The sequence below is a fragment of the Streptomyces sp. 2114.4 genome (assembly GCF_900187385.1).
Lineage (GTDB): Bacteria > Actinomycetota > Actinomycetes > Streptomycetales > Streptomycetaceae > Streptomyces > Streptomyces mooreae.
This window is the reverse complement of record NZ_FYEY01000001.1, coordinates 2,764,197-2,787,468: the sequence shown is the minus strand read 5'-3', so window position 1 is coordinate 2,787,468 and position 23,272 is coordinate 2,764,197. Positions and strand designations below refer to the sequence as shown.

The following is a 23,272-nucleotide window of genomic DNA, read 5'->3' as shown; positions in this document are numbered from 1 at the left end:
TCTGCTCGCGGTGCGGCGCCTGTGTGTGGTGCCGCCGCGATCGCCCGGCCACCGGCGACGCGGGCCGGCGCGCCCGCGCTCATCCGCGCTCCCGCCGCCACGGCGAGGCCGCGGTGCGCAGCAGGATGTGGATGTCCTGCCACGGCGACCAGCTGTCGATGTAGAGGTTGTCGAAGCGGGCCAGGTCCTCGGCACAGGCGCCGCCGCGCAGCCCGTGCACCTGCGCGAGTCCCGTCAGGCCCGGCCGCATCCGGTGCCGGGCGTCGTACTCCGGGCAGGCCTGGGCGCAGCGCTGGACGACGCGAGGGTGCTCCGGGCAAGGGCCCACCAGGCTCATATCGCCGCGCAGCACGTTCCACAGCTGCGGCAACCCCTCCAGCGCGGTGCGCCGCAGCAGCCGGCCGACCGGGCTCGTCCGGCCGTCGTCCGCCACGTCCCGCCGGCTCGTCTCGTCCTGCGCCGCGGGCCCGCGCACGGTGCGGAACGTCAGCAGGGTGAAGCCGCGCCCGCCCCGGCCGGTCCGTTCCTGCCGGCACAGCACGCCGGGCCCGTCGGCGATCCGCACCGCGAGCGCACAGCCCAGCAGTAGCGGGGCCGCGACCACCAGCGCCGGAGCGGCCAGCGCGAGGTCCAGGGCCCGCTTGCGCCGGCCGCCGTGCCGCGGCGGGGCGGTGTCCAGCCGGCGGCAGGCGAAGCCCCACAGCTGGTCGGTGCCCGGATGCGGCGGGCGGCCCTCGCGGGCGGCCGCCGGACCGGCCAGCCAGATCGCGGAGGCCTGGTCGACGAAGCGGCGCAGCAGCGCGGCGGTGTGCGGATCGCCGTACGGCGGCAGCGTGAACACCACGTCCCGCACGGTGTGCTGGATGACGGCCCGGGCGAGGTCCGGCACGGAGGTGAGCCGCGGCAGCCCTCCGCGGGCCGGGGGAGCGGCGGGGCCGCCGGGCAGCAGCGGGCCCGGCGGGACCAGGCCCACCGGGCGCATGCCGTACTCGGGGCGGGCGTCCAGCACGGCGGCCAGCTGCCGGGCTGCCGGGTCGCTGCCCACGATCAGGGCGGCGCGCGGCCGGCGGCGGGCGGCGTTGCGGCGCGCCCGGTAGACCGTGGCCCGGCCGCCGCAGACCAGCAGGGTGTGTGCCGCCACCGCGCCCGACAGCACGACCGGTGGCAGCGCCCGTCCGGGGTGGACGGCGGCGAGCACCGCGGCCGCCGCGCACCAGAGGACGGCGGCCCGGCCCAGCACCCTCGGCAGGTCGTTCAGCGCGCGCGGGGCGGGGCCGGGGCGGTAGAGACCGGCCCGGCAGTGGAGCAGCAGCGCGGCCGGCACCAGGGCGGTGAGCGCCGCCGGCGCCGCGGCGGTGCCCAGGGCGGGCAGCGCGGCGCCCGCGGTGGCCAGGCAGTCGGCGGCCAGCACCGAGGCGACGGTCCGCCGCCGCAGGCCGCGGCCGGGCCGGGGCGGGGGCAGCGTCTTCGGGACCGGCCCGCGGGGCGGGCGGCCCACGGCGGCCGCCGGCCGGGGCACCGCCGACGGGGGCACCGCCGACGGGGGCACCGCCGACGGGGGCAGGGCCCGGGCGGCAAGGGGGGCGTCCGCGCGATCCGTCGTCATCGGCTGACTCGCTCCCTGCTCTCCGGACACGCCGCGCCGAGCAGTTCGCGGTACAGCCCGAGGACGGCCGCCGCGGTGTCCCGCACGTCGTACTCCGCCCGCATGTGCTCCAGGGCCCGCCGGCCCAGCGCGCCGCGCAGCTGAGGGCGGGTCAGCAGCCCGCATACGGCTCTTGCCAGGGCGGCCGGGTCCGCGGCCGGCACCAGACAGTGCGGCGCGGCCCCGGGCGGCAGGCTCTCGCGGGCCCCGCCGACATCGGTGACCACCACGGGGCGGCCGCAGGCCATCGCCTCCAGAGGGGCCAGCGCCATGCTTTCCCGGTGGGAGGGGAGGACGACCAGATCCGCCGCCCGGTACCAGGGGACGGCGTCCCGTGCCGCGCCCGCGAACCGGACACCGGGGGGTGCGGCGGCATGCAGCAGCTCCCGGTCCGGGCCGTCGCCGACCAGCACCAGCCGGGCGTCCGGGACGACCGCACGGACCGCGGGCCAGGCCCGCAACAGCGACAGCTGGCCCTTCCGCGGACACAGCCGCCCCACACACACCACCAGCGGCGCGTCCGGCGGCAGATCGCCGAGGGCGGGCAGGTCCCGGCGCAGCGCACGCCGCACCGCGTCCTCACGGCAGGCGGGCGCACAACGGTCCAGGTCCACCCCGTTGCGGATCACCGCCCACCGGGCCGGCACCCCCGCTTCGGCGCCCCGCAGCCGCTCCGCCTCGCTCACACACAGCACCCGGTCCGCCCAGCGCGCGGTGTACCGCTCACAGCCGAGGGCCGGCCGCGACGCCGTCCCGTCGGCCGACTCGAAGGACCAGGTGTGCGGCTGATGGACCGTCGGGATCCGGCCCCGCACGGCCAGGCGGGCGGCGAGCCCGGCCTTGGCGCCGTGCGTATGGACGAGGTCCGGGCCGAGCCGCCGGATCAGCCGGGCCAGCCGCCCCCTCTCCCCGGCGAGTGCCGGGCCCGGGGCGCGGCGCGCCTGCCACGGCACCACCTCGGCGCCCGCCGCGGCGGCTTCCCGGTGCAGCACCCCACCGGGCGGTGCGGCGACCACGGCCCGCAGCCCGGCGGCCATCTGGGCACGCACCAGGTCGGTGACGACCCGGGCGACCCCGCCGTCGACGGGACGGGAGACATGGAGAACCGTTGGCCGCTCTTGGCACTGCAGGTCTTGCGGCAGCACGCACTGCTCCCCTGATGACCGAGCTGACAGAAATCTCTGCGGGAATTGCCGGGGTGTGCCGCTCAGCGCCTGGTACCGGTCCGCAGGAAGCGCGCGCCGAGCAGATGTCCCCGAGGGCGGGTGGTGAAGCGGAAAGTGCACCGATAGCCGCCGGACCGCTGTACCGGCGTGCTGCCGAATGCGCCGGAATCACCTTCGGGAGTGCTGCGGCAGGCGGGCAGATGCCGCGCCGGCCGACCGAATTCGATGACCGCCGGATTCATGATGACCGCCGGATTCACGGTGCCCGCCGGGTTTCTCGCGTCGGAGGTCGGTGCGCATACGACGCCGCGCGTGGTGCGGCCCATCGATTTCCGCATGTCGTCCTCTCCGACTTCAATCAGTCAAACTGCAGAGCACTCTGACAGAAATCATGCTGGAATCCGCGGCAGGCACGCCGGACCCCCTCGGGGATTCCGATGAACGGAATACCGGACTTCACCGAGAGGGTGTCTTACCGCCGGACGGGCTAATAGTGACTGCCATAAGAGCTAATATCGTCCCGGACGGGGGAACGCCCGTACCCCTGACTCTTTTCGTTCGTTGTGACCGGTTGCTCCCATTCACGAACTGAAAGGAGAATGGGATGAACCGCTTTGTCAAGGCCGCCGCGGTGAGTGCGGCCAGCTGCGCCGTAGTGCTCAGTGGCGCAGGCATTGCCTCAGCCAGCGGGGACGGTCACCACGGCGGTCGTGGTCACAACCACTTCCGCAGTGACCACCGGGCCCTCTACAACCACCGCTCCGGTGCCAACGCGGCGGGCTTTGCCGCAGGCTCCCCGGGCATCCTCAGTGGCAACAATGTCCAGGTTCCGATCAACATCCCGATCAACATCTGCGGCAACAGCATCAGCGTCGCCTCGTTGCTGAACCCGGCTTTCGGGAACGTCTGCATCAACCGATGACCCGGCGCCGGTCCGCCAGAGATGTCGGGCCGGCATGGGTCGCACACCGCAGTCGGCGGATCGCCCCGGCCTCGGTCGCGGGTGGTCCGCCACTCTGCCCGGTGCGGCCGGGTGCCCCGCCGTACCCGCTGGCAGCACCTCGCTGACCAGCGGATACGGCCTCCGGGGCAGGGCCCATACTGGAGGGCATGGCGAAGAGCAGACGCGGGCGCGGCGGACCGGAGTCCGTCACCGAAACGGTGGACGGCGGGCTCGCCGAGCTACGGCCCGACCGGGACCGGACGCGCGGCTGGACGCTGCTGATCGACGGTGCCCCGCAGTCGCATGTGGACCTCGACGACCCGGCATATCTGGACTTCTCCTATCAGCGGCGGCTCGGGCACGTCGCCGACCTGGCCGGGCCCGCGGGCAAACCGCTGCGCGCCGTCCATCTCGGTGGCGGCGCCCTGACCCTGGCCCGCTATGTCGCGGCCACCCGCCCGCGGTCCACCCAGCAGGTGGTGGAGATCGACGCCCCGCTCGTCGACCTCGTGCGCCGTCAGCTGCCGTGGGACAGCGGCTGGCGGATACGGGTGCGCGGCGGTGACGCCCGGGCCGGCCTGGCGAAGATCCCGGACGGCTGGGCGGACCTGATCATCGCCGATGTCTTCGGCGGTGCGCGCACGCCCGCGCACCTGACCAGCACCGAATTCCTGACGGAGGTCCACCGGGCGCTGCGGCCCGGCGGGTTCTACGCGGCGAACCTCGCGGACGGGCCGCCCCTGCGGTTCCTGCGGGGTCAGATCGCCACGGCCCACACGGTCTTCCCCGAGCTGTGCCTGACCGCCGACCCGGCCGTACTGCGCGGCAAACGCTTCGGCAACGCGGTCCTGCTGGCCGCCGACGGGCCGCTGCCGGTCGCCGAGCTGACCCGGCGGGCGGCCACCGATCCGCAGGCCGGCCGCGTCGAACACGGCCGGGCGCTGCTGGACTTCACCGGCGGTGCGGCACCGGTCACCGACGCCACGGCCCTCGCCTCGCCCGCCCCGCCGGCCGCTGCCTTCGACTGAGGCCGGCCGCGTCGTCCGGCCCGCCTCCGGGAGCGCCGCGCGCCGCTACGCCGTGGGCCCGGCGGTCTGCACGGCCGGCGGATGGCCGTTCCAGGTGCAGAACACGGACGTATGGCCGCTGCCGCCGGAGAAGTCGACCCGGATCCACCCGTTCTGCTTCCACACCTGCATCTCCCAGCCCGGGTTCGGTGTCGCCGACACCAACTCGGCGGCCCGGCTGCCCATGTCGAAGACCACCCGCCCGCCCGCTGTGGAATAACTCCTGACCCGGCCGTCGGTGTCCGGTACGGAGCCGCCCGGTGAGGTGGCGTCCGGGTACCCGGACCGGGGGGTGGCACCGTGGGACGGGGCGGACGGGCGGGACGGCGTGCCGCCGGTGGGCGCCGGCGTGGGGGCGGGTGAACGGGACGGCTTGGGGCGGTGGGTGGAGGAGGCGCGCGGTGCGGCGTCGCCCTTCCCCGCCTGCGAGGCCACCTGGCCGGAGATCGGCAGTGCGCGCGGTGCGTCGTACGCCGTGGCGGACAGCACGGTGTGCACGCCGAACCACGACAGGGTGACCGCGGCGCCGGTCGCCAGCGTCCAGGCCGCCGCATGAACCAGTCCTCGCTGCATCCGGCTCATACTGCCCCACCCGACCGCCCCGTTGCAGCCCCGTCCCGCGCGCCGGAGTGCGCCGTCCCGCTGTCAACCTCGGGCAAGGCCCCCGCCCGAATGGCGTACGGTGCCGCCCATGGCACGTGTGCTCGTCGTCGAGGACGACCAGTTCGTACGCTCGGCTCTGATCCGGCATCTGACCGAGGCCGCCCACACGGTACGCAGCGTCGGTACCGCTCTGGAAGCGCTCCGCGAGGTGGCGCACGTCGGCTTCGACGTCGTCATCCTCGACCTCGGCCTCCCCGATCTCGATGGCGGCGAGGCGCTGAAGATGCTCCGCGGCATCACCGATGTCCCCGTGATCATCGCCACCGCCCGCGACAACGAGGCCGACATCGTCCGGCTGCTGAACGACGGTGCCGACGACTACCTCACCAAGCCGTTCTCCGTGGAGCACCTGTCGGCCCGGATGACGGCCGTACTGCGCCGCTCCCGGGCCGCCGCGGCCGGTGCCAAGGCGCCCTCACGAGTGATCCGGGTCGGCGGCCTGTCCATCGACCCGCTGCGCCGGCAGGCCGAACTGGACGGCGCCACCCTCGATCTGACCCGCAGGGAGTTCGACCTGCTGGCCTTCCTCGCCGGGCGCCCCGGCGTCGTCGTCCCCCGCAAGGAACTCCTCGCCGAGGTCTGGCAGCAGTCCTACGGCGACGACCAGACCATCGACGTCCATCTGTCCTGGCTGCGCCGCAAGCTGGGCGAAACCGCGGCGCGGCCCCGGTACCTGCACACCCTGCGGGGCGTGGGCGTGAAGCTGGAGCCGCCGCGATGAGATGGGCCCTGGTCAAGGTGGCGCTGGCCGTCACCACCATGGTCGTCGTCGCGTTCGCCGTCCCCCTCGGACTGGTCGTCAAGGAGCTGGCCCGCGACCGCGCCTACTCCAATGCCGAACGGCAGGCCGCCACCATCGGCCCGGTCCTCGCCATCACCACCGACCGCACCCAGCTCGAACGCGCCGTCGCCAGTGCCGAGACCGGCCCCGGCGGCCGGATCGGCGTGCACGTCCCGGCGGGCGGCCGGAACGGCAAGCCCGCCGAGCTCGGCTCCCGGCGCGCGGCACAAGCGGATGTGGCGGCCGCGGCCAAGCTCGGCCGGGCCTCCATCTCCCCGGTCCCCGGCGGCTCCGCGCTGCTTCAGCCGACCGCCGTCGCGTCCGGTATCGCGGTCGTCGAGGTCTTCGTCCCCGACGCGGCGCTCACCAAGGGAGTCGCCACCTCCTGGGTGGTGCTCGCCGGGGTCGGCCTCGCGCTGATCATCGGCTCGGTCGCCGTCGCCGACCGGCTCGGCACCCGCATGGTGCGGCCCGCGAAGCGGCTGGCCGGCGCCGCTCACGACCTCGGCACGGGCAAGCTCGGCGTCCGCGTTCCGGAGGACGGCCCCCACGAACTGCGGTCCGCGGCCAGCGCCTTCAACGCCATGGCCGACCAGGTCGTCCAACTGCTCGCCAACGAACGCGAACTGGCCGCCGACCTCTCGCACCGGCTGCGTACCCCGCTGACCGTCCTGCGGCTCAACGCCGCCTCCCTCGGCGACACCTCGGCCGCCGAGCAGACCCGGGCCGCCGTCGAGCAACTGGAGCGCGAGGTCGACCAGATCATCCGCACCGCTCGTGAGCAGAAGGCCCAGACCCGGCAGGCCGCCGCTGCGGCGGGCTGTGACGCCGCCGAGGTGATCCGCGAACGGATGGACTTCTGGTCGGCGCTCGCCGAGGACGAGGGCCGCACCGTCCGCGTCGCCGGTGCGGACCGCCCCGTACGCGTCCCCGTCGCCCGCCCCGAACTCGCCGCCGCCCTGGACGCAATGCTCGGCAACGTCTTCCGCCACACCCCCGAGGGCACCGCCTTCGCGGTCGATGTCCACAACGCCGAGGACGCGGTGATCGTGCTGGTCTCGGACGCCGGCGGCGGCATCGACGACCCGGACGCGGCGCTGCGCCGCGGCTGGTCGGGCGGGGGCGGTCGGGGGCACCGCCCAGCGGTAGCCGGGGGAGGCTCCACCGGCCTCGGCCTGGACATCGTGCGACGGCTGGCCGAGTCCACCGGCGGCGATGTGCGCATCGGCCGCTCCGTCCTCGGCGGCACCGAGGTCCGGGTCTGGCTGGCGTTGGACGACCGGCGCGCCCGCACCGGCGCCCGCCGCGGCCACCGGCTGCGCCGCACGCTCGGCGTCCGGCGCCGGCGGACCGCGCGCACCGGCTCCTGACCGTCCCCCCCCCCCCCGCGGGGTTTCCGCCCCTGCTTCTTAACCACTCCCTTCCGCTTCCTTAAGGCGCTCCTAAGTCCCCCAACCTCCGTGCGATTACCGCCATTTGTCCGTTTCCCTGCCGCTAGCGTGCGGGACACACCACGGTGCACCCCTCCCCCTCCACGTGACGACAGGCAGGCACGAGATGAGTTCTTCGGCACACCGCCGGCGCAAGAGCCGCACCACCCAGCTGATCGTGAGCGGCGCCGCCGTCCTGGTCGCGGCCGGCGGCGCCTTCGCCGTCGCCGGGTCCGCCCTGGCCGCCAAGGCACCGCGGACCACCGCCGGCGCGCAGGCCCCGAAGGCCGCCGCCGGCTTCGCCCCGTACGTCGACACCTCGCTCGCCCCCGCCCACGACCTGGCCGGCACCGCCCGGAAGACCGGGGTCAAGAACTTCCACCTCGCCTTCGTCACCTCCGGCGGCGGCTGCACCCCCAAGTGGGGCGGCTCCGGTGAGCTCGGCAACGACCAGGTGGCCCGGCAGATACCCGCCCTGCGCAAGGCCGGCGGCGACGTCCGGGTCTCCTTCGGCGGTGCCACCGGCACCGAGCTCGGGGCGGCCTGCGGCTCCGCGGACGAACTGGCCGCCGCCTACGGCAAGGTCATCGACCGGTTCAAGCTCACCAAAGCCGACTTCGACATCGAGGGCGGCGCCCTGCCCGACACCGCCGCCAACACCCGCCGCGCCCGCGCCCTCACCCAGCTCCAGAAGAAGCACCCCGGCCTGGACGTCTCCTTCACCCTGCCGGTGATGCCCGAGGGCCTGACGCAGGACGGGGTGAACCTGGTCGCCGACGCCAAGAAGAACGGCGTCAAGATCTCCGCCGTCAACATCATGGCGATGGACTACGGCGCCTCCTACAGCGGCGACATGGGCACCTACGCGATCCAGGCCGCCACCGCCACCCAGGGCCAGCTCAAGAAGGCGCTCGGCCTGAGCGAGGCGGCCGCCTGGAGGACCGTGGCCGTGACCCCGATGATCGGCGTCAACGACGTGCAGAACGAGGTCTTCCGGGCCGACGACGCCACCCAGCTGGTGAAGTTCGCCAAGAAGAAGCACCTGGCCTGGCTGTCGATGTGGTCCGCCACCCGCGACCAGGCCTGCCCGGGCGGTGCCGCCACCTCGGCGCAGCCCACCTGCAGCTCCGTCCAGCAGAAGCCGCTGGACTTCACCAAGGCCTTCGCCAAGTACACCGGCTGACCCCCACCGGCGGCCCGGCCCCCACCGGACCGCTCGCCCGAGAGGCGGGGCGCAGCGGGAATCCCCCTACCGCTGCGCCCCGCCGCCCGCGTACCCGGCACGGGCCGCCGCCCGTGCGCCCCGCCCGCCCCAACTCCCGCCCGCCGCCCGCGCTCTCAGGCCGCGCCGCTGCGTACCGCCGTGCGGAACGCGATCGGGGTGGTGCCCGTCTGCCGCTGGAAGAACTTGCTGAAGTTGGGGGCGTCGGCGAAGCCCAGCCGGTCCGCGATGCGGGCCGCGGAACGGTCGCCGTGCGCCAGCAGCCGCTTGGCCTCCAGCACCACCCGCCGGTCGATGAACTCCTTGGCCCCCACCCCGGCGACGGCCTCGGTGGCGCGGGAGAGGGTGCGCGGGGCGTAGCCCAGCGCGCGGGCGTAGTCGGCGACCCGGCGGCTGCGGGTGAAGTCCCGCTCCACTGCGTCCCGGAAGCGCAGATAGGCCGCGCTCGCCGCACAGGACCCGTCCCCGGCCCCGTCCGCCTCCCCGTCCGGATGCGCGGCCCGCAGCACCAGGACGGCCAGCAGATGCCGCAGCACCTCGAGATGGATCTCCAGCGGCAGCCCGCCCAGCGACCCGAACTCCCCGTGCAGCTGCCGCATCGCCGCGTCCACGCCCCGGGCCGCGGCGCCCGCCGGATGCCGTACGGCCGGCCCGTACCAGTCCTCGACCCGGGCCGCGGCCGCGGTCGCCGGATCCAGGAAGCCGGCCTCGAAGAGCACCAGCCGCCCCTCCGCGCCCGTCAGATCACCGAAGTGCTGGACCTGCCCGGGTCGCGACCACAGCAGATCGCCCGGCGCGAGGACGTGCTCGCGGAAGTCGACGCTGTGCACCAGCCGGCCGCCGTCCAGGACCAGCAGATGGTGGAAGCCGGGGCGGTGCGGGGCGGACAGCTGACAGGCGTCCGCGCGCGCCCGCAGCTCCGCGAGCGTCAGCACCTCCACCCCCGTCGGCCGCCCGGCCGGCGCCGAGAACGCCACCTCCGGGATCTCCGGCGACGGCACCCGGCTCTCCTGTCGCATTTTCACCATCACCGGTCCCCTCAGCACCCCGAAATGCCCTGTTGGTCCCCCTAGCGTAGAAGACGTCAGCGGGACCGCTGACGAAAAACGGAAGTCCACACCCGGACGTACACAGCAGCTGGGAGACCACCATGTCCACGATCGCGCTCTTCGGGGCCAACGGCACCATCGGAAGCCGCATCCTCCACGAGGCCCTGCGGCGCGGCCACCGGGTCACCGCGGTCGTCCGCGACCCCGCGAAGATCACCGTCAGCCACCCGGACCTGACCGTGATCACCGGCGACGCCCTCGACCCGGCGTCCGTCGCCGCCGTGGCCCAGGGCCGGGACGTCCTGGTCAGCGCGGTCGGCGGCGGCGACGGACCGGGCCACACCGCCACGATCAGGCCCGCCGCCGAGTCCCTTGTCGCCGGGCTGCGCACCCTCGGCGACACGGCACCCCGGCTGATCTCCGTCGGCGGCGCCGGCTCGCTGCGCACGCCGGACGGCGCACGGGTCTGGGACGCGGAGGGCCTGCCCGCCTTCCTGCTGGAGATCATGCACGCCCACGGCGATGCGCTGGACTTCTACCGCTCCGTCTCCGATGTGCGCTGGACCAGCCTCAGTCCGGCCGCCACCATCGAGCCCGGCGAGCGCACCGGCAGCTACCGCACCGCCCTCGACGACCTGATCACCGACGCCGGGGGCGCCAGCCGGATCACCACCGAGGACTACGCCGTCGCCGTCGTCGACGAAATAGAGCAGCCCCGCCACGTCGGCGAGCGCTTCACCGTCGGCTACTGAGGCCCGGCCCCACGACAGCGGCACCTGCCCCCGACCGGCAGCGCCGGCTTTCCACGCCCGCAGAAACGCCAAGGCCCCCGACCAGAGGTCGGGGGCCTTGATGTGGGGTGAGTAACGGGACTTGAACCCGCGACATCCTGGACCACAACCAGGTGCTCTACCAGCTGAGCTATACCCACCATGACCGGTGCTGTGTGGTTCTTTTTCCCCACCGGCTGAGAAAAAGTGTACAGGGTCCGAAGGGGTGCTCGCGCCCAGGTTTCGTGTCCCGGGGCCGAGGGCGTGTCGTGCGGGTCACGGCGCACCCGCCGGGGCCCGCACGACACGCGCCCTGCTGCGCCGCACTACGGCGTGGACTGCGGCTCAGCAGGAAGGACGTGCTTGGCGGCAATGGCCTTCGCGGTGTCCGAGTCGGGGCCGGGCTGCGGCACGAAGACCGCCTCCCGGTAGTAGCGCAGTTCCGCGATGGATTCACGGATGTCCGCCAGCGCCCGGTGGTTGCCGCTCTTGTCCGGGCTGTTGAAGTAGGCCCGCGGATACCAGCGCCGGGCCAGCTCCTTCACGGACGAGACATCGACGATCCGGTAGTGGAGGTAGTCCTCCAGCGTCGGCATGTCCCGCAGCAGGAAGCCGCGGTCGGTGCCGACGGAGTTGCCGCACAGCGGCGCCTTCCGCGGCTCCGGCACATGCTGCTTGATGTACGCAAGCACCTGTGCCTCGGCCGCCTCCAGCGTCGTGCCGCCGTCCAGTTCCTCCAGCAGCCCGGAGGCGGTGTGCATCTGGCGCACCACCTCCGGCATGGTGCCGAGTGCTTCGGCCGGGGGCCGGATCACCACATCCACCCCGTCGCCCAGCACATTCAGCTCCGAGTCGGTGACCAGAGCGGCCACCTCGATGAGCGCGTCATTCGCCAGCGAGAGGCCGGTCATCTCGCAGTCGATCCACACCATGCGATCGTTCATACATCTCACCCTACGGGGCGCTCGCGCTGCCCGGGCAGCACGGGGCGGACGCTTCCCCTCCCCACCGCGGTTTCCGGCAGCCGGGAGGCGTACACATCCGACTGTGGTTTGCCCGCTTCGCCCGCTTCGGCGGAGGCCAGGCCGTGGCCGGCCAGCGCGGCGGCGGTGAACCGCTCCGCGCCCGCCCCCAGGGCCGCCCGCTCACGCTCCGGCCGCTCGGCGCGCTCGGCCCGCTCCGGTCTGAGCGCGGGCTCGGGTGCCCCGTTCTGCGGCCGCCGTGCGCGGTAGGCCGCCCGGTAGGCGGCGGGCGAGGCGCCCAGCTGCCTGCGGAAGTGGCCGCGCAGGGCGACCGGCGAGCGGAAGCCGCAGCGCCCCGCGACCTCGTCCACCGAGTAGTCGGAGGTCTCCAGCAGCCGCTGGGCCTGCAGCACCCGCTGAGTGATCAGCCACTGCAGCGGAGCGCTCCCCGTCAGGGACCGGAAGCGCCGGTCGAAGGTGCGGCGGCTCATGTACGCGCGCGCGGCCAGCGTCTCCACGTCGAACTGCTCGTGGAGATGTTCCAGCGCCCAGGCGACGACCTCGGCGAGCGGGTCGGCGCCGATTTCTTCAGGTAATGACCTGTCGAGGTAGCGCTGGTGCCCCATATCGGAGGCGGTGCGGCGCGGCGGCACGACGAGCCGGCGGGCCAGCGCGTTGGCGGCGTCCGCGCCGTGGTCGGTGCGCACGATGTGCAGACACAGGTCGATGCCGGCCGCCGTTCCCGCGGACGTGAGCACATCGCCGTCATCGACGAAGAGCTCGCGGGGATCCACATGGACGGACGGATAACGCTTGGCGAGCGTCGGCGCGTACATCCAATGGGTCGTGGCCGGACGGCCGTCCAGCAGTCCGGCCGCGGCGAGGACGAACGCCCCCGTGCACAACCCGACGATTCTGGCCCCTTCTTCATGCGCGCGGCGCAGCGCGTCGAGCGCCGCGGGCGGCGGCGCCTGGGTGATGGAGCGCCAGGCCGGTACGACGACCGTCCCGGCACGGGAGATCGCCTCCAGCCCGTAGGGGGCTGACAGTTCGAGCCCCCCGGTCGTGCGCAAAGGCGCATCTTCGCCCGCGCACACAAGCAGCCGGTACCGCGGAACGCCTGCGTCCTGTCGGTCGATGCCGAAGACCGAGAGCGGAATGGAGCTCTCGAAAATGGGGCCGCCGCTGAAGAGGAGCACCGCGACTATTTCGCGGCGTCGTCGGGCGGCGAGCTTGCGTGCGGCATCTGGTACGGCAGCGGAGTCCTGGCTCATGGCACTTAAGCCCCCCTCGGTCGTCTCGCCCTCTCGGTCCTGCACAGTTCCCCCGCCGTTACTACCAAGATCGAATCTACTGTGTTCCGTGAGGATGGAGTGCCAAGTTCACCACCCGCTGGTATGTCGATATGGCAACTTGGCGCGAAGCATTCGATCACGAAGCGTTCCACTCGTCGGGCCTACATGGGAAGTACGCGTCTCGGCTCTGCCCGTTCGCAGTAGGGCACAACCATGCCCAGCGGTCCTTTCCTCCCTGCTCACACCAGGGTTGAGGGGGGTTCGGGGCAAGGTGTGGACCTCGGCCGGAAGTTGGCTGAAAACGGTCGCGCGCAGACTTGCAAGCGCCTCAGTCGACCGGCGTACGCCCTTCGGAGTGCCGACCGCCGCCCTGCGCCGTCGTCCCCATATATGCCCTTTGGTCCCGGTGCCTTCCGGTCTCGCGCACGCGGATCCGCGCCGCGGTCCGTTCGGATTGCCGCAGCAGGGCGCGGCAGGCGCAGGTCACCGCGGCCAGACCGGCGGCGGTGCCGGCCGCGCCGGCCCAGGAAGCGCCGCTGATGATCAGTACGAAGGGCACCAGGGCACAACTGAAGGCGCCCCAGCGCATGACATCGCTCACCGGGTCGGGTGATCTGTCGGACGGCAACGGCACCGTGTGCTCCCCTCGGATCGGGCTGCTACTACAACGCCGGCGGCGATCACGGGTCACCGTGAGGGGTACGTACGGGGGCAGGCCGGGGCATTGCCATCCGGGCCACGCTCCGGCATGCTCCGGGGAACGTTCGAGCCCCCACCCCACCTCGCACGGGCGCCCCGCGTCCGCGGCGGGCTCTGGGCAGCGGGGGAGTGGCGCCGTACTCTTGGGGTATCGGGTTGGGAAGATGATTCCCAGTCGTATCGTTCCTCTTTGAACTATGGCTCCCGCACCTCGATCGAGCCAGCTCAGTCAACTGCCGGATCAAGTCAATCGCCGTTCCCCGTTCGCCCCTCCGTAAGAGGACGCCCTCGCCGAGACACCAATGGCCGGTCACGAAATCCCCGAACCCGCGGACCGCAAGCAGGTCGCCGATCCGATGGCGGACCTCGAAGCGGCGGAAAAGACGCGCCACTCCTGCGACCCCGCGTTCCGGCACGGCGTCGTGGTCGGCTTCGACGGCTCCATGTCGAGCGAGCGGGCATTGGCGTATGCAATCGGTATGGCCCGGCGCCTCGGCTCCGGGTTGATCATCGTCCATGTGGCCAACCGGCTGCCGACGACCGTCTGGGCGGGCTGTGAGCCCCCGGTCTTCGTGGACGTGCCGGATCACCGCACCGAAGTCCTCGGTCTGGAGCTGGCCTGCGCCGATCACCTCACCGAGGTCCCCTGGATCCTCGTCGAGCGCGGCGGCGACATCTGCCACGAGCTGGAGGAAGTCGGCCAGGAGTACGAGGCCGACGCGATCGTGGTCGGCTCCACCCACGGCATCGTCGGCCGGATCTTCGGCTCGGTGGCCGGCCGGCTCGCCCGCCGGGCGCAGCGCCCGGTGATAGTGATCCCCTGACGCGCCTGTCACGCGCCGTCTCCTCACCCCGTCGTGCGCCACCCTGACGCGCCACCCCGGCGCGCCGCGCAGTCCCGCCCCCCGGCATGATCAACTCTCCGCGGCTCGCGCACAGTTGAGGGGGCGTCATGAGGGTCCTGTGCAGCCGCATTTCTGCCCGCGTGCGCAGGTGAATTGTGCGCCGCGGAAGGGTAGAAAACGGTCACGTGGGCGCGCCGCGTCACGGGCCCGGCGGCCGCGCGCACGGCAACTTCGTGCTGCCGGCCGGGAAGTGACGGTTCCCCGGGGCGGCGGCATCCCGCCGGCGTATGGGCGACGCCGGCAAAGGGGAGGCGGCGGCTCCGCGCGCTGGTGGCACGCGCGGAGCCGCTGCTCTTGCGCCTGAACCGGCGCCGCATTCGCGGAGGTGGTCGTTCGCCGCCGGGGGGGCTCACATGCCGCTTCGGCGGGGTGGGGCGGGGATGCGCCACGGCGACCCCGGAGCGCCCCCCCCCGCGTGCGCGGCTGCTACTCCACCGTGACGGACTTGGCGAGGTTGCGGGGCTTGTCGATGTCCCGGCCCAGGGCCAACGCCGTGTGGTAGGCGAGCAGCTGCAGCGGGATGCCCATCAGGATCGGGTCCAGCTCGGGCTCGTTCTTCGGCACGATGATGGTGTGGTCGGCCTTCTCCTGCTCCTGGTGCGCGACGGCCAGGATGCGGCCGCTGCGGGCCTTGATCTCCTCCAGCGCGGCGCGGTTCTTCTCCAGCAGGTCGTCGTCCGGGACGATCGCCACGGTCGGCATCGCTGGCTCGATGAGGGCCAGCGGGCCGTGCTTGAGCTCGGAGGCCGGGTAGGCCTCGGCGTGGATGTAGGAGACCTCCTTGAGCTTCAGGGAGGCCTCGCGGGCCACCGGGTAGCCGCGCACCCGGCCGATGAACATCATCGACTTGGCGTCCGCGTAGGCGGCCGACAGCTGCTTGATGTCCTCCTCGCTCTTGAGGATCTCGTCGATCTGCGCGGGCAGCTTGCGCAGGCCCTCGATGATCCGCTTGCCGTCCGCGACGGACAGGTCACGGATCCGGCCGAGATGCAGGGCGAGCAGGGCGAAGGAGACCACCATGTTGGTGAAGCACTTGGTGGAGACCACGCAGACCTCGGGGCCCGCGTGCACGTAGATGCCGCCGTCGGTCTCCCGGGCGATCGCCGAGCCGACCACGTTGACCAGGCCCAGCACCCGTGCGCCCTTGCGCTTGAGCTCCTGGACGGCCGCCAGCACGTCGTAGGTCTCACCGGACTGGGAGACCGCCACGTAGAGGGTGTCGGGGTCCACGACCGGGTCGCGGTAGCGGAACTCGGAGGCCGGCTCGGCGTCCGAGGGGATACGGGCCAGCTCCTCGATCATCTGGGCGCCGATCTGGCCCGCGTGGTACGAGGTGCCGCAGCCCAGGATCTTCACCCGGCGCACCCCGCGCGCCTCACGGGGGTCGAGGTTCAGGCCGCCGAGGTGCACGGTGGAGAAGCGGTCGTCGATCCGCCCGCGCAGCGCGCGGTCCACCGCGTCCGCCTGCTCGGAGATCTCCTTGTGCATGTAGGTGTCGTGGCCGCCCAGGTCGTACGACTCGGCCGCGTACTCGACTGTCTCCGGGGCGGAGGTGGTCCGCGAGCCCTCGGTGGTGTACGTGCGGTAGTCGTCCGCCTTGAGGGTGGCCATTTCGCCGTCGTCGAGGGTGACGACCTGGCGGGTGTGCGAGACCAGCGCGGCGACGTCCGAGGAGACGAACATCTCGTGCTCGCCGATGCCCAGGACGACCGGGGAGCCGTTGCGGGCGACGACGATCCGGTCGGGGAAGTCGGTGTGCAGCACGGCGATGCCGTAGGTGCCCTCGATGTGCCGCAGCGCCTCGCGGACCCGCTCCTCCAGCTTCTCGGCCTGCGAGCGGCCGATCAGGTGGGCCAGCACCTCGGTGTCGGTCTCGGAGGCGAACTCGACGCCCTCGGCGGTCAGCCGGGCGCGCAGGTCGGCGGCGTTGTCGATGATGCCGTTGTGGACGACGGCGACCTTGCCCTCGGTGTCGAGGTGCGGGTGGGCGTTCTCGTCGGTGGGCGCGCCGTGGGTGGCCCAGCGGGTGTGCGCGATGCCCGTGGTGCCGGCGAACCGCTTCGGCACCCGTGACTCCAGCTCCCGGACCCGGCCCTTGGCCTTGGCGGTCTTCAGGCCGCCCGAGGCCTTGCCGGTGCCCTTGGCGTGGATGGCGATGCCCGCCGAGTCGTAGCCGCGGTACTCCAGGCGCTGCAGGCCCTCCAGGAGCAGCGGAGCAACATCACGTTTGCCGATATAGCCGACGATCCCGCACATACAGTGACCCTCCGAGAAGAACGTTGTGGCAATGGTTCGTGCCGCCCGGCGCCCCGGGCGTGGCCGTCAGCCGTAGACGAGGCGGCGCAGCTGGCGGGTCGAGAGATCGGGCGGGGCCACGGCGCGGTGCGGCATCTCGTGGCGGATCCGGTCGAAGATCTCCTCGTTGCGCAGTCCGTGGGACTGCAGCTCCCGATGGCGCCGGCGGACGAATTCCTCCGTCGTCTCGTCGAAGTACGCCAGCACATCGAGCACCACCCGGGCGGCCTCACCGCGCTGCAGCGGTGTGCTGCGCACCAGGTGGTCCACCAGGTCATCGTGCGGCGCATCGGCGCTGCGGTTACGGCGTTCGAGCACCTGTCGATATTGCGGGGCGCCGCGCGGATACGCAAGAAATCTGCCCGATATCGGGCACGTCACTGAATCGGCGGCCGGAAAGTGGTCTACACCTTGACCCGAATCGAGGCTCACGGTACGCATGGTCACCGTTCGGTCGCTCCATGCCATGCACCACGTCATGCACAAGGTTCGCCGAAGGGACCGTCGATGAGACGACGCAGACTGCTGTTCTCGCTGCTGCTGGTCGCGGCGGCGGGGCTGGGAACCGCCGCCCTGCCGCCACCGGGCGCCGCGCACGCCGACGCCCCGGCCGCCACCCCACTGGACCGGGTGATCCCCGCGCCCGCGTCCGTGCACGCCACCGGGGACGCGTACACCCTCGGTGACCGCACCCGGATCCGCGTGCCCGGCGGCTCCGGCGAGGCCAGGAGGGCCGCCGGCTATCTGGCGGGGCTGCTGCGGCCCGCCACCGGCTTCGGCCTCCCGGTGACCACCAAGGACGGCCGGGACGGCATCGTCCTCCGGCTCGGCGGCAGCGGCACCAAGGGGCTGGGGGCCGAGGGCTACCGGCTCACCTCGGGCGCCCGTGCGGTCACGATCAGCGCCGCCCGCCCGGCCGGCCTCTTCCACGGCGTGCAGACGCTCCGGCAGCTGCTGCCGGCCGACGTGGAGCGGACGGGCGCCCGGCGCGGGACCTGGCGGATCGCCGGGGGCACCATCGCCGACTCCCCGCGCTACGCCTACCGCGGCGCGATGCTCGACGTCTCCCGGCACTTCTTCACCGTCGCGCAGGTCAAGCGGTATATCGACCAGCTCGCCATGTACAAGATCAACAAGCTGCATCTGCACCTCTCCGACGACCAGGGCTGGCGGATCGCCATCAAGTCCTGGCCGCGGCTGGCGACGTACGGCGGCTCCACCCAGGTCGGCGGCGGGCCCGGCGGCTACTACACCAAGGACGACTACCGCGAGATCATCCGCTATGCCGCGGCCCGCTATCTGACCGTCGTCCCCGAGATCGACATGCCGGGCCACACCAACGCCGCGCTGGCCTCCTACGCGCCGCTCAACTGCAACGGCCAGGCGCCGCCGCTCTACACCGGCACCAAGGTCGGCTTCAGCTCGCTGTGCGTCCCCAAGAAGGAGACGTACGACTTCGTGGACGATGTCCTGCGCGAACTCGCCGCCATGACTCCCGGCCGCTACCTCCACATCGGCGGTGACGAGGCGCACTCCACCAGCCATGCGGACTACGTGACCTTCATGGACAAGGTGCAGCCGGTGGTCGCCAAGTACGGCAAGACCGCGATCGGCTGGCACCAGCTGACCGGAGCGCACCCGGCGAAGGGCGCCGTCGCCCAGTACTGGGGCTATGACAAGACGGGCGCGGCCGAGCGCCAACAGGTCGCCGACGCCGCCAGGAACGGCACCCGGCTGATCCTCTCGCCCGCCGACCGCGCCTACCTCGACATGAAGTACGACAAGAACACGCCGCTGGGCCTGGCCTGGGCCGGCTACGTCGGTGTCCAGCGCTCCTACGACTGGGACCCCGGCAGCTACCTCAAGGACGCGCCCGCAGACTCCGTCCTCGGCGTCGAGGCGCCCCTGTGGTCGGAGACGCTCTCCACCACCGCCCACATCGAGTACATGGCCTTCCCGCGGCTGCCGGGCATCGCCGAGCTGGGCTGGTCGCCGGCGTCCACGCACGACTGGGACGACTACAAGGTGCGGCTGGCCGCCCAGGGGCCCCGCTGGGACGCGCTGGGGATGAACTACTACCGCTCTCCCGAGGTGCCCTGGCCGGCGCGGTGACATGCCGCGGCGTGTGACGCGCCGGGCGTGTGACGCGCCGGAGCGGCGCGGCGGGCCCGGGAATACCTTCCCGGCCCCGCCGCGTTGTGGCCCCGCAGGGGGCATCGCGGACCCCTACGGGATCCGTTCGCCCGCCCCCGACGGGCCCCGCCGTCAGAAGCCCAGCTCCCGGGCGATCAGCATCCGCTGGACCTCGCTGGTGCCCTCGCCGATCTCCAGGATCTTGGCGTCGCGCCACATCCGGGCGACCGGGTACTCGTTCATGAAGCCGTACCCGCCGTGGATCTGGGTGGCCTCGCGGGCGTTGTCCACCGCGATCTCGGAGGAGTAGAGCTTGGCGAGCGCGGCCTCCTTCTTGAAGGGCTCGCCGTGCACCAGCCGGGACGCGGCATCGCGCCAGGCCAGCCGGGAGGTGTGCGCGCGCATCTCCATGTCGGCGAGCTTGAACTGGACGGCCTGGTTGGTGCCGATCGCGCGGCCGAAGGCCTTCCGCTCCTTGGCGTAGCGCACCGACTCGTCCACACAGCCCTGGGCCAGGCCGGTGGCCAGCGCCGCGATGGCGATCCGGCCCTCGTCGAGGATCCGCAGGAACTGGGCGTAGCCGCGGCCCTCCTCGCCCAGCAGGTTGGCGGCCGGGACCCGGACGTCGGAGAACGACAGCTCGCGGGTGTCCGAAGCGCTCCAGCCGACCTTGGAGTACGGGGCGCCGACCGTGAAGCCCGGGGTGCCGGACGGGACGATGATCGAGGAGATCAGCGGGGCGCCGTTGTCCTTGCGGCCGGTGACGGCGGTGACCGTGACCAGGCCGGTGATGTCCGTACCGGAGTTGGTGATGAAGCACTTGCTGCCGTTGATCACCCAGTCCCCGCCGTCCCGTACGGCGGTGGTGCGGGTCGCGCCCGCGTCAGAGCCGCCGTCCGGCTCGGTCAGGCCGAAGGCGCCGAGCATCTCGCCGCTGCACAGCTTGGGCAGCCACTCGCGCTTCTGCTCCTCCGTACCGAAGTGGTAGAGCGGCATGGCGCCCAGCGAGACGCCGGCCTCCAGGGTGATGGCCACCGAGGAGTCGACCCGGGCCAGCTCCTCCAGGGCGATGCCGAGCGCGAGGTAGTCGCCGCCCATCCCGCCGTACTCCTCGGGGAACGGCAGGCCGAACAGGCCCATCCGGCCCATCTCCTGCACGATCTCGTACGGGAACGCATGCTGCTCGTAGTACTCGCCGATCTTCGGGGCGACGACGTCGTGCGCGAACGCCTCGACGGTGCGCCGGAGTTCTTCCAGCTCGTCGGGCAGACGGTGGTCCAGGGACATGAGGGTCACTCCTTGTGGGAGAGGGCGCGAAGGGTGCGGGAAGGGCTCGGCCGTCCCAGGACGTCCGCCATCCACAGGCTGGTGGCGGCCAGTCGGTCCAGGTCGACCCCGGTCTCGATGCCGAGGCCGTGCAGCATCCACACCAGGTCTTCGGTGGCGAGGTTGCCGGTCGCGCTCTTGGCGTAGGGGCAGCCGCCGAGGCCGCCCGCCGAGGCGTCGACGGTGGTGACGCCGTGCTGCAGCGCGGCGAAGGTGTTGGCGAGGGCCTGCCCGTAGGTGTCGTGGAAGTGCACGCCGATCCGGGAGGTGGCCACGCCGGCCTCGTTGAGGGAGGCCAGCAGGGTCTGCACATGACCGGGGGTGGCCACGCCGATGGTGTCGCCCAGGCTCAGCTCGTCGCAGCCCAGGTCGAGCAGCGCCCGGCAGACCCGGACGGTCTGCGCGACGGGCACCGGGCCCTCCCAGGGGTCGCCGAAGCACATCGAGAGGTAGCCGCGGACCTGCACCCGGGCGTCCTTGGCCCGCGCGACGACCGGCGCGAACATCGCCAGCGCCTCGTCGACCGTGCGGTTGAGGTTGGCCTTGGCGAACGACTCGGTGGCGCTGCCGAACACCGCGATCCGGCGGGCGCCCAGGGCCAGCGCACGGTCCAGACCGCGTTCGTTGGGCACCAGGACGGGCAGCCGGCGCGGGTCGATGCCGTCCAGCTGCGGGAACAGCTGCTCGGCGTCGGCGAGCTGGGGCACCCACTTGGGGTGGACGAAGCTGGTGGCCTCGACGGTGGGCAGGCCCGCGCCGGTGAGCCGGCGGATGAACTCCGCCTTGATCTCCGTGGGCACCACGGCCTGCTCGTTCTGCAGACCGTCGCGCGCGCCGACCTCATGGATCCGTACGCGGGCGGGCAGCCCCTCCGCGGTGACCTCCATCGGCAGTCCGGCCGCGGTCATCGGGCGCCCCCCTGCTCGTCCCCGGACGCCGCCGCGGGCGCGTCGGCCCCGTCGGGGTCCTCGTGCGGCGTGATCACGGCCAGGATCTGGTCCATGGCGACGGTGCTGCCCGCGGTGACGTCGAGTTCGGTGACGGTGCCGGCGTGCGGCGCGGAGATGACGTGCTCCATCTTCATCGCCTCGACCACCAGCAGGCCCTGTCCCGCGGCCACCTCGTCGCCGACGGCCACCTTGACGACGGTGACGGTGCCGGGCATCGGGGCGGCCAGGGTGTCCGCGCCATGGGCCCCGGCGGCGCCGCGCAGCGCCGCGGCCACCGGGTCGTACGAGGTCACCTGCCAGGAGTCGCCGTCCCGGCCGAGCCAGTCGCCGCTGCGGTGGAAGGTGTGCAGCACCCCGTCGACGGTGACCCGGACGTGGTCCGGTGTGACCTGCCGGGACGCGTCCGGGCCCGGCCGTACGTCATGGGCGACCGGGTCGTGCCCGGGGACGCGCAGCCAGTGGCGGACCGGGGCGGGCTCGCCGCCGAGGCGGAAGCCGTTCGGCGCGGCGAACGGGTCGCGCCAGCCGCCCCCGTCCACCACCGGCTCCAGGGCGGCCTGCCGCACCGCCGCGGCCGCCGCGTACACCTCGTCCGGCACCCCGCCGTCGACCAGCCCGGCCGCCTCGCGCTCCACCAGCCCGGTGTCCAGCTCACCGGAGACCACGTCCGGATGGGCCAGCAGCCGCCGCAGGAAACCGGCGTTGGTGGTCACCCCGAGGGTGACCGTCCCGGCCAGCGCGGCCCGCAGCCGGCGCAGCGCACTCGCCCGGTCCGGGCCGTGGGCGATGACCTTGGACAGCATCGGGTCGTAGCGGCTGCCGACCTCCACACCCCGGGACAGGCCGGAGTCCGTGCGCAGCCCGTCGCCCTCGGCCTCGTGCAGCGCCAGCACCGTGCCGCCGGTCGGCAGGAAGTCGCGGGCCGGGTCCTCGGCGCAGATCCGGGCCTCGATGGCGTGCCCGGTGAGGGTGATGTCGTCCTGGGTATGGCGCAGGTGCTCGCCGGCCGCGACCCGCAGCTGCCACTCGACCAGGTCGATGCCGGTGACGAGCTCGGTGACGGGGTGCTCGACCTGGAGGCGGGTGTTCATCTCCATGAAGTAGTAGGAGGCCGGGTCCTTGCCCGGGACGATGAACTCGACGGTCCCGGCGCCGCGGTAGCCGCAGGAGCGGGCCGCCTGTACCGCCGCCTCGCCCATCGCGGCGCGGGTCGCCTCGTCCAGCAGGACCGAGGGGGCCTCCTCGATGACCTTCTGGTGACGGCGCTGCAGGGAGCACTCGCGCTCGCCGAGGTGGATGACGTTGCCGTGGCCGTCCGCCAGCACCTGGATCTCGATGTGCCGGGGCCGGTCGATCCAGCGCTCGACGAGGAGGGTGTCGTCGCCGAAGGAGGAGCGGGCCTCGCGGCGGGCGGAGGCGATCTCGTCGGCCAGCAGCGCCTCCTCGCGGACCAGCCGCATGCCCTTGCCGCCGCCGCCCGCGGACGGCTTGAGCAGCACCGGCATGCCGATCTCCCGGGCCGCGGCGGCCAGTTGGCCGTCGTCCAGCCCGCTGCCCGAGGAGCCGGGGACGACCGGGACGCCGGCCTCCCGCACCGTCTCCTTGGCCCGGATCTTGTCGCCCATCAGCTCGATGGCGTCGGCGGGCGGGCCGATGAAGACCAGTCCGGCGTCCGCGCAGGCGCGGGCGAAGGCGGCGTTCTCGGCGAGGAAGCCGTAGCCCGGGTGGACCGCCTGGGCGCCGGTCCGGGCGGCCGCGTCCAGCAGCCGTTCCACGGACAGATAGCTTTCGGTGGCCGGGGCCGGGCCGATGCGGACGGCGGTGTCGGCCTCGCGGACGTGGCGGGCGTCGGCGTCCGCGTCGCTGAAGACCGCGACCGAGCGGATGCCGAGGGCGCGCAGGGTGCGGATGACGCGGACCGCGATCTCGCCGCGGTTGGCGATGAGCACGGTGTCGAAATTGGTGGCCATT

21 protein-coding genes and 1 tRNA gene are annotated in these 23,272 nt (G+C 73.0%); 8 read left to right on the top strand and 14 right to left on the bottom strand.

Translation table 11 applies throughout. The features are described 5' to 3' along the window. Nucleotides 1–79 precede the first annotated feature (79 nt). The 3 genes from CFW40_RS12045 to CFW40_RS12035 all read right to left on the bottom strand — a co-directional run bounded on the left by CFW40_RS12045 (nt 80) and on the right by CFW40_RS12035 (nt 3,149). Complete coding sequence (locus CFW40_RS12045) at nt 80–1,606, bottom strand: sugar transferase (protein ID WP_088797785.1); 1,527 nt, start codon at nt 1,604–1,606, stop codon at nt 80–82. Continuing rightward, nucleotides 1,603–2,790, bottom strand: a complete 1,188-nt coding sequence (locus CFW40_RS12040; protein ID WP_088797784.1) for a glycosyltransferase family 4 protein — start codon at nt 2,788–2,790, stop codon at nt 1,603–1,605. The genes CFW40_RS12045 and CFW40_RS12040 overlap by 4 nt, the downstream gene beginning before the upstream one ends. 62 nt (nt 2,791–2,852) lie before the next feature. Then, nucleotides 2,853–3,149 (bottom strand): hypothetical protein, encoded by a 297-nt coding sequence (locus CFW40_RS12035; RefSeq protein ID WP_143034574.1) that lies wholly within the window; start codon nt 3,147–3,149, stop codon nt 2,853–2,855. A gap of 266 nt (nt 3,150–3,415) precedes the next feature. On the opposite strand from CFW40_RS12035, the gene CFW40_RS12030 reads away from it, so the two are divergent. Then, nucleotides 3,416–3,733, top strand: coding sequence for a chaplin (locus CFW40_RS12030; protein ID WP_088797782.1), 318 nt, complete (start codon nt 3,416–3,418; stop codon nt 3,731–3,733). Between the two features lie 188 nt (nt 3,734–3,921). After that, complete coding sequence (locus tag CFW40_RS12025) at nt 3,922–4,782, top strand: spermidine synthase (RefSeq protein WP_088797781.1); 861 nt, start codon at nt 3,922–3,924, stop codon at nt 4,780–4,782. A gap of 45 nt (nt 4,783–4,827) precedes the next feature. Here CFW40_RS12025 and CFW40_RS12020 read toward each other — a convergent pair whose 3' ends face one another. Further along, nucleotides 4,828–5,394, bottom strand: a complete 567-nt coding sequence (locus CFW40_RS12020; RefSeq protein WP_088797780.1) for a hypothetical protein — start codon at nt 5,392–5,394, stop codon at nt 4,828–4,830. A gap of 118 nt (nt 5,395–5,512) precedes the next feature. Here CFW40_RS12020 and CFW40_RS12015 point away from each other — a divergent pair, with 118 nt between their 5' ends. The 3 genes from CFW40_RS12015 to CFW40_RS12005 all read left to right on the top strand — a co-directional run bounded on the left by CFW40_RS12015 (nt 5,513) and on the right by CFW40_RS12005 (nt 8,878). Beyond that, complete coding sequence (locus CFW40_RS12015) at nt 5,513–6,205, top strand: response regulator transcription factor (RefSeq protein ID WP_088797779.1); 693 nt, start codon at nt 5,513–5,515, stop codon at nt 6,203–6,205. Continuing rightward, nucleotides 6,202–7,635 carry a HAMP domain-containing sensor histidine kinase gene (locus tag CFW40_RS12010; protein ID WP_088797778.1) on the top strand — a complete coding sequence of 478 codons (1,434 nt, stop codon included), beginning with the start codon at nt 6,202–6,204 and terminating at the stop codon, nt 7,633–7,635. Before CFW40_RS12015 ends, CFW40_RS12010 begins: the two co-directional genes overlap by 4 nt. Nucleotides 7,636–7,822: 187 nt before the next feature. Then, nucleotides 7,823–8,878, top strand: a complete 1,056-nt coding sequence (locus tag CFW40_RS12005) for a chitinase (protein ID WP_107440500.1) — start codon at nt 7,823–7,825, stop codon at nt 8,876–8,878. A gap of 155 nt (nt 8,879–9,033) precedes the next feature. Here the strand turns inward: CFW40_RS12005 and CFW40_RS12000 are convergent, their stop codons facing one another. Next, on the bottom strand, nt 9,034–9,945 hold the full coding sequence (locus CFW40_RS12000; protein WP_088797777.1) for an AraC family transcriptional regulator: 912 nt from the start codon (nt 9,943–9,945) through the stop codon (nt 9,034–9,036). A 122-nt stretch (nt 9,946–10,067) separates the two neighbouring features. Here CFW40_RS12000 and CFW40_RS11995 point away from each other — a divergent pair, with 122 nt between their 5' ends. After that, nucleotides 10,068–10,718 carry an NAD(P)-dependent oxidoreductase gene (locus CFW40_RS11995; RefSeq protein WP_088797776.1) on the top strand — a complete coding sequence of 217 codons (651 nt, stop codon included), beginning with the start codon at nt 10,068–10,070 and terminating at the stop codon, nt 10,716–10,718. Nucleotides 10,719–10,821: 103 nt separating this feature from the next. Here the strand turns inward: CFW40_RS11995 and CFW40_RS11990 are convergent. The 4 genes from CFW40_RS11990 to CFW40_RS11975 form a co-directional block, all read right to left on the bottom strand. Beyond that, a tRNA-His gene (locus tag CFW40_RS11990) sits at nt 10,822–10,897 on the bottom strand. A 165-nt stretch (nt 10,898–11,062) separates the two neighbouring features. Continuing rightward, on the bottom strand, nt 11,063–11,680 hold the full coding sequence (gene orn, locus CFW40_RS11985; protein ID WP_088797775.1) for an oligoribonuclease: 618 nt from the start codon (nt 11,678–11,680) through the stop codon (nt 11,063–11,065). A gap of 5 nt (nt 11,681–11,685) precedes the next feature. Then, entirely contained in the window at nt 11,686–12,972 is a 1,287-nt protein-coding gene (locus CFW40_RS11980; RefSeq protein WP_088797774.1) for a GlxA family transcriptional regulator, read from the bottom strand. Between the two features lie 349 nt (nt 12,973–13,321). Continuing rightward, entirely contained in the window at nt 13,322–13,627 is a 306-nt protein-coding gene (locus tag CFW40_RS11975; protein ID WP_256331500.1) for a hypothetical protein, read from the bottom strand. Between the two features lie 367 nt (nt 13,628–13,994). Here CFW40_RS11975 and CFW40_RS11970 point away from each other — a divergent pair, with 367 nt between their 5' ends. Further along, nucleotides 13,995–14,516, top strand: coding sequence for a universal stress protein (locus CFW40_RS11970; RefSeq protein WP_088797772.1), 522 nt, complete (start codon nt 13,995–13,997; stop codon nt 14,514–14,516). Nucleotides 14,517–15,023: 507 nt separating this feature from the next. On the opposite strand, the gene glmS is transcribed toward CFW40_RS11970, so the two are convergent. Both glmS and CFW40_RS11960 read right to left on the bottom strand, forming a co-directional pair. Beyond that, on the bottom strand, nt 15,024–16,853 hold the full coding sequence (gene glmS / locus CFW40_RS11965) for a glutamine--fructose-6-phosphate transaminase (isomerizing) (protein ID WP_088797771.1): 1,830 nt from the start codon (nt 16,851–16,853) through the stop codon (nt 15,024–15,026). 66 nt (nt 16,854–16,919) lie between these two features. Beyond that, entirely contained in the window at nt 16,920–17,210 is a 291-nt protein-coding gene (locus CFW40_RS11960) for a hypothetical protein (RefSeq protein WP_088797770.1), read from the bottom strand. A 189-nt stretch (nt 17,211–17,399) separates the two neighbouring features. Between CFW40_RS11960 and CFW40_RS11955 the strand changes: the two genes are divergently transcribed. Further along, entirely contained in the window at nt 17,400–19,004 is a 1,605-nt protein-coding gene (locus tag CFW40_RS11955) for a beta-N-acetylhexosaminidase (RefSeq protein WP_088797769.1), read from the top strand. A gap of 153 nt (nt 19,005–19,157) precedes the next feature. Here the strand turns inward: CFW40_RS11955 and CFW40_RS11950 are convergent, their stop codons facing one another. Genes CFW40_RS11950 through CFW40_RS11940 form a run of 3 tightly spaced genes read right to left on the bottom strand, consistent with a single transcriptional unit; the run spans nt 19,158 to nt 23,271 of the window. Continuing rightward, nucleotides 19,158–20,312 carry an acyl-CoA dehydrogenase family protein gene (locus tag CFW40_RS11950; RefSeq protein ID WP_088797768.1) on the bottom strand — a complete coding sequence of 385 codons (1,155 nt, stop codon included), beginning with the start codon at nt 20,310–20,312 and terminating at the stop codon, nt 19,158–19,160. A gap of 5 nt (nt 20,313–20,317) precedes the next feature. Continuing rightward, the gene (locus CFW40_RS11945; protein WP_088797767.1) at nt 20,318–21,259 is read right to left on the bottom strand and encodes a hydroxymethylglutaryl-CoA lyase; all 942 of its coding nucleotides are present in this window, start codon (nt 21,257–21,259) and stop codon (nt 20,318–20,320) included. After that, on the bottom strand, nt 21,256–23,271 hold the full coding sequence (locus CFW40_RS11940; protein WP_088797766.1) for an acetyl-CoA carboxylase biotin carboxylase subunit: 2,016 nt from the start codon (nt 23,269–23,271) through the stop codon (nt 21,256–21,258). The genes CFW40_RS11945 and CFW40_RS11940 overlap by 4 nt, the downstream gene beginning before the upstream one ends. Between the last annotated feature and the right edge of the window lies 1 nt (nt 23,272).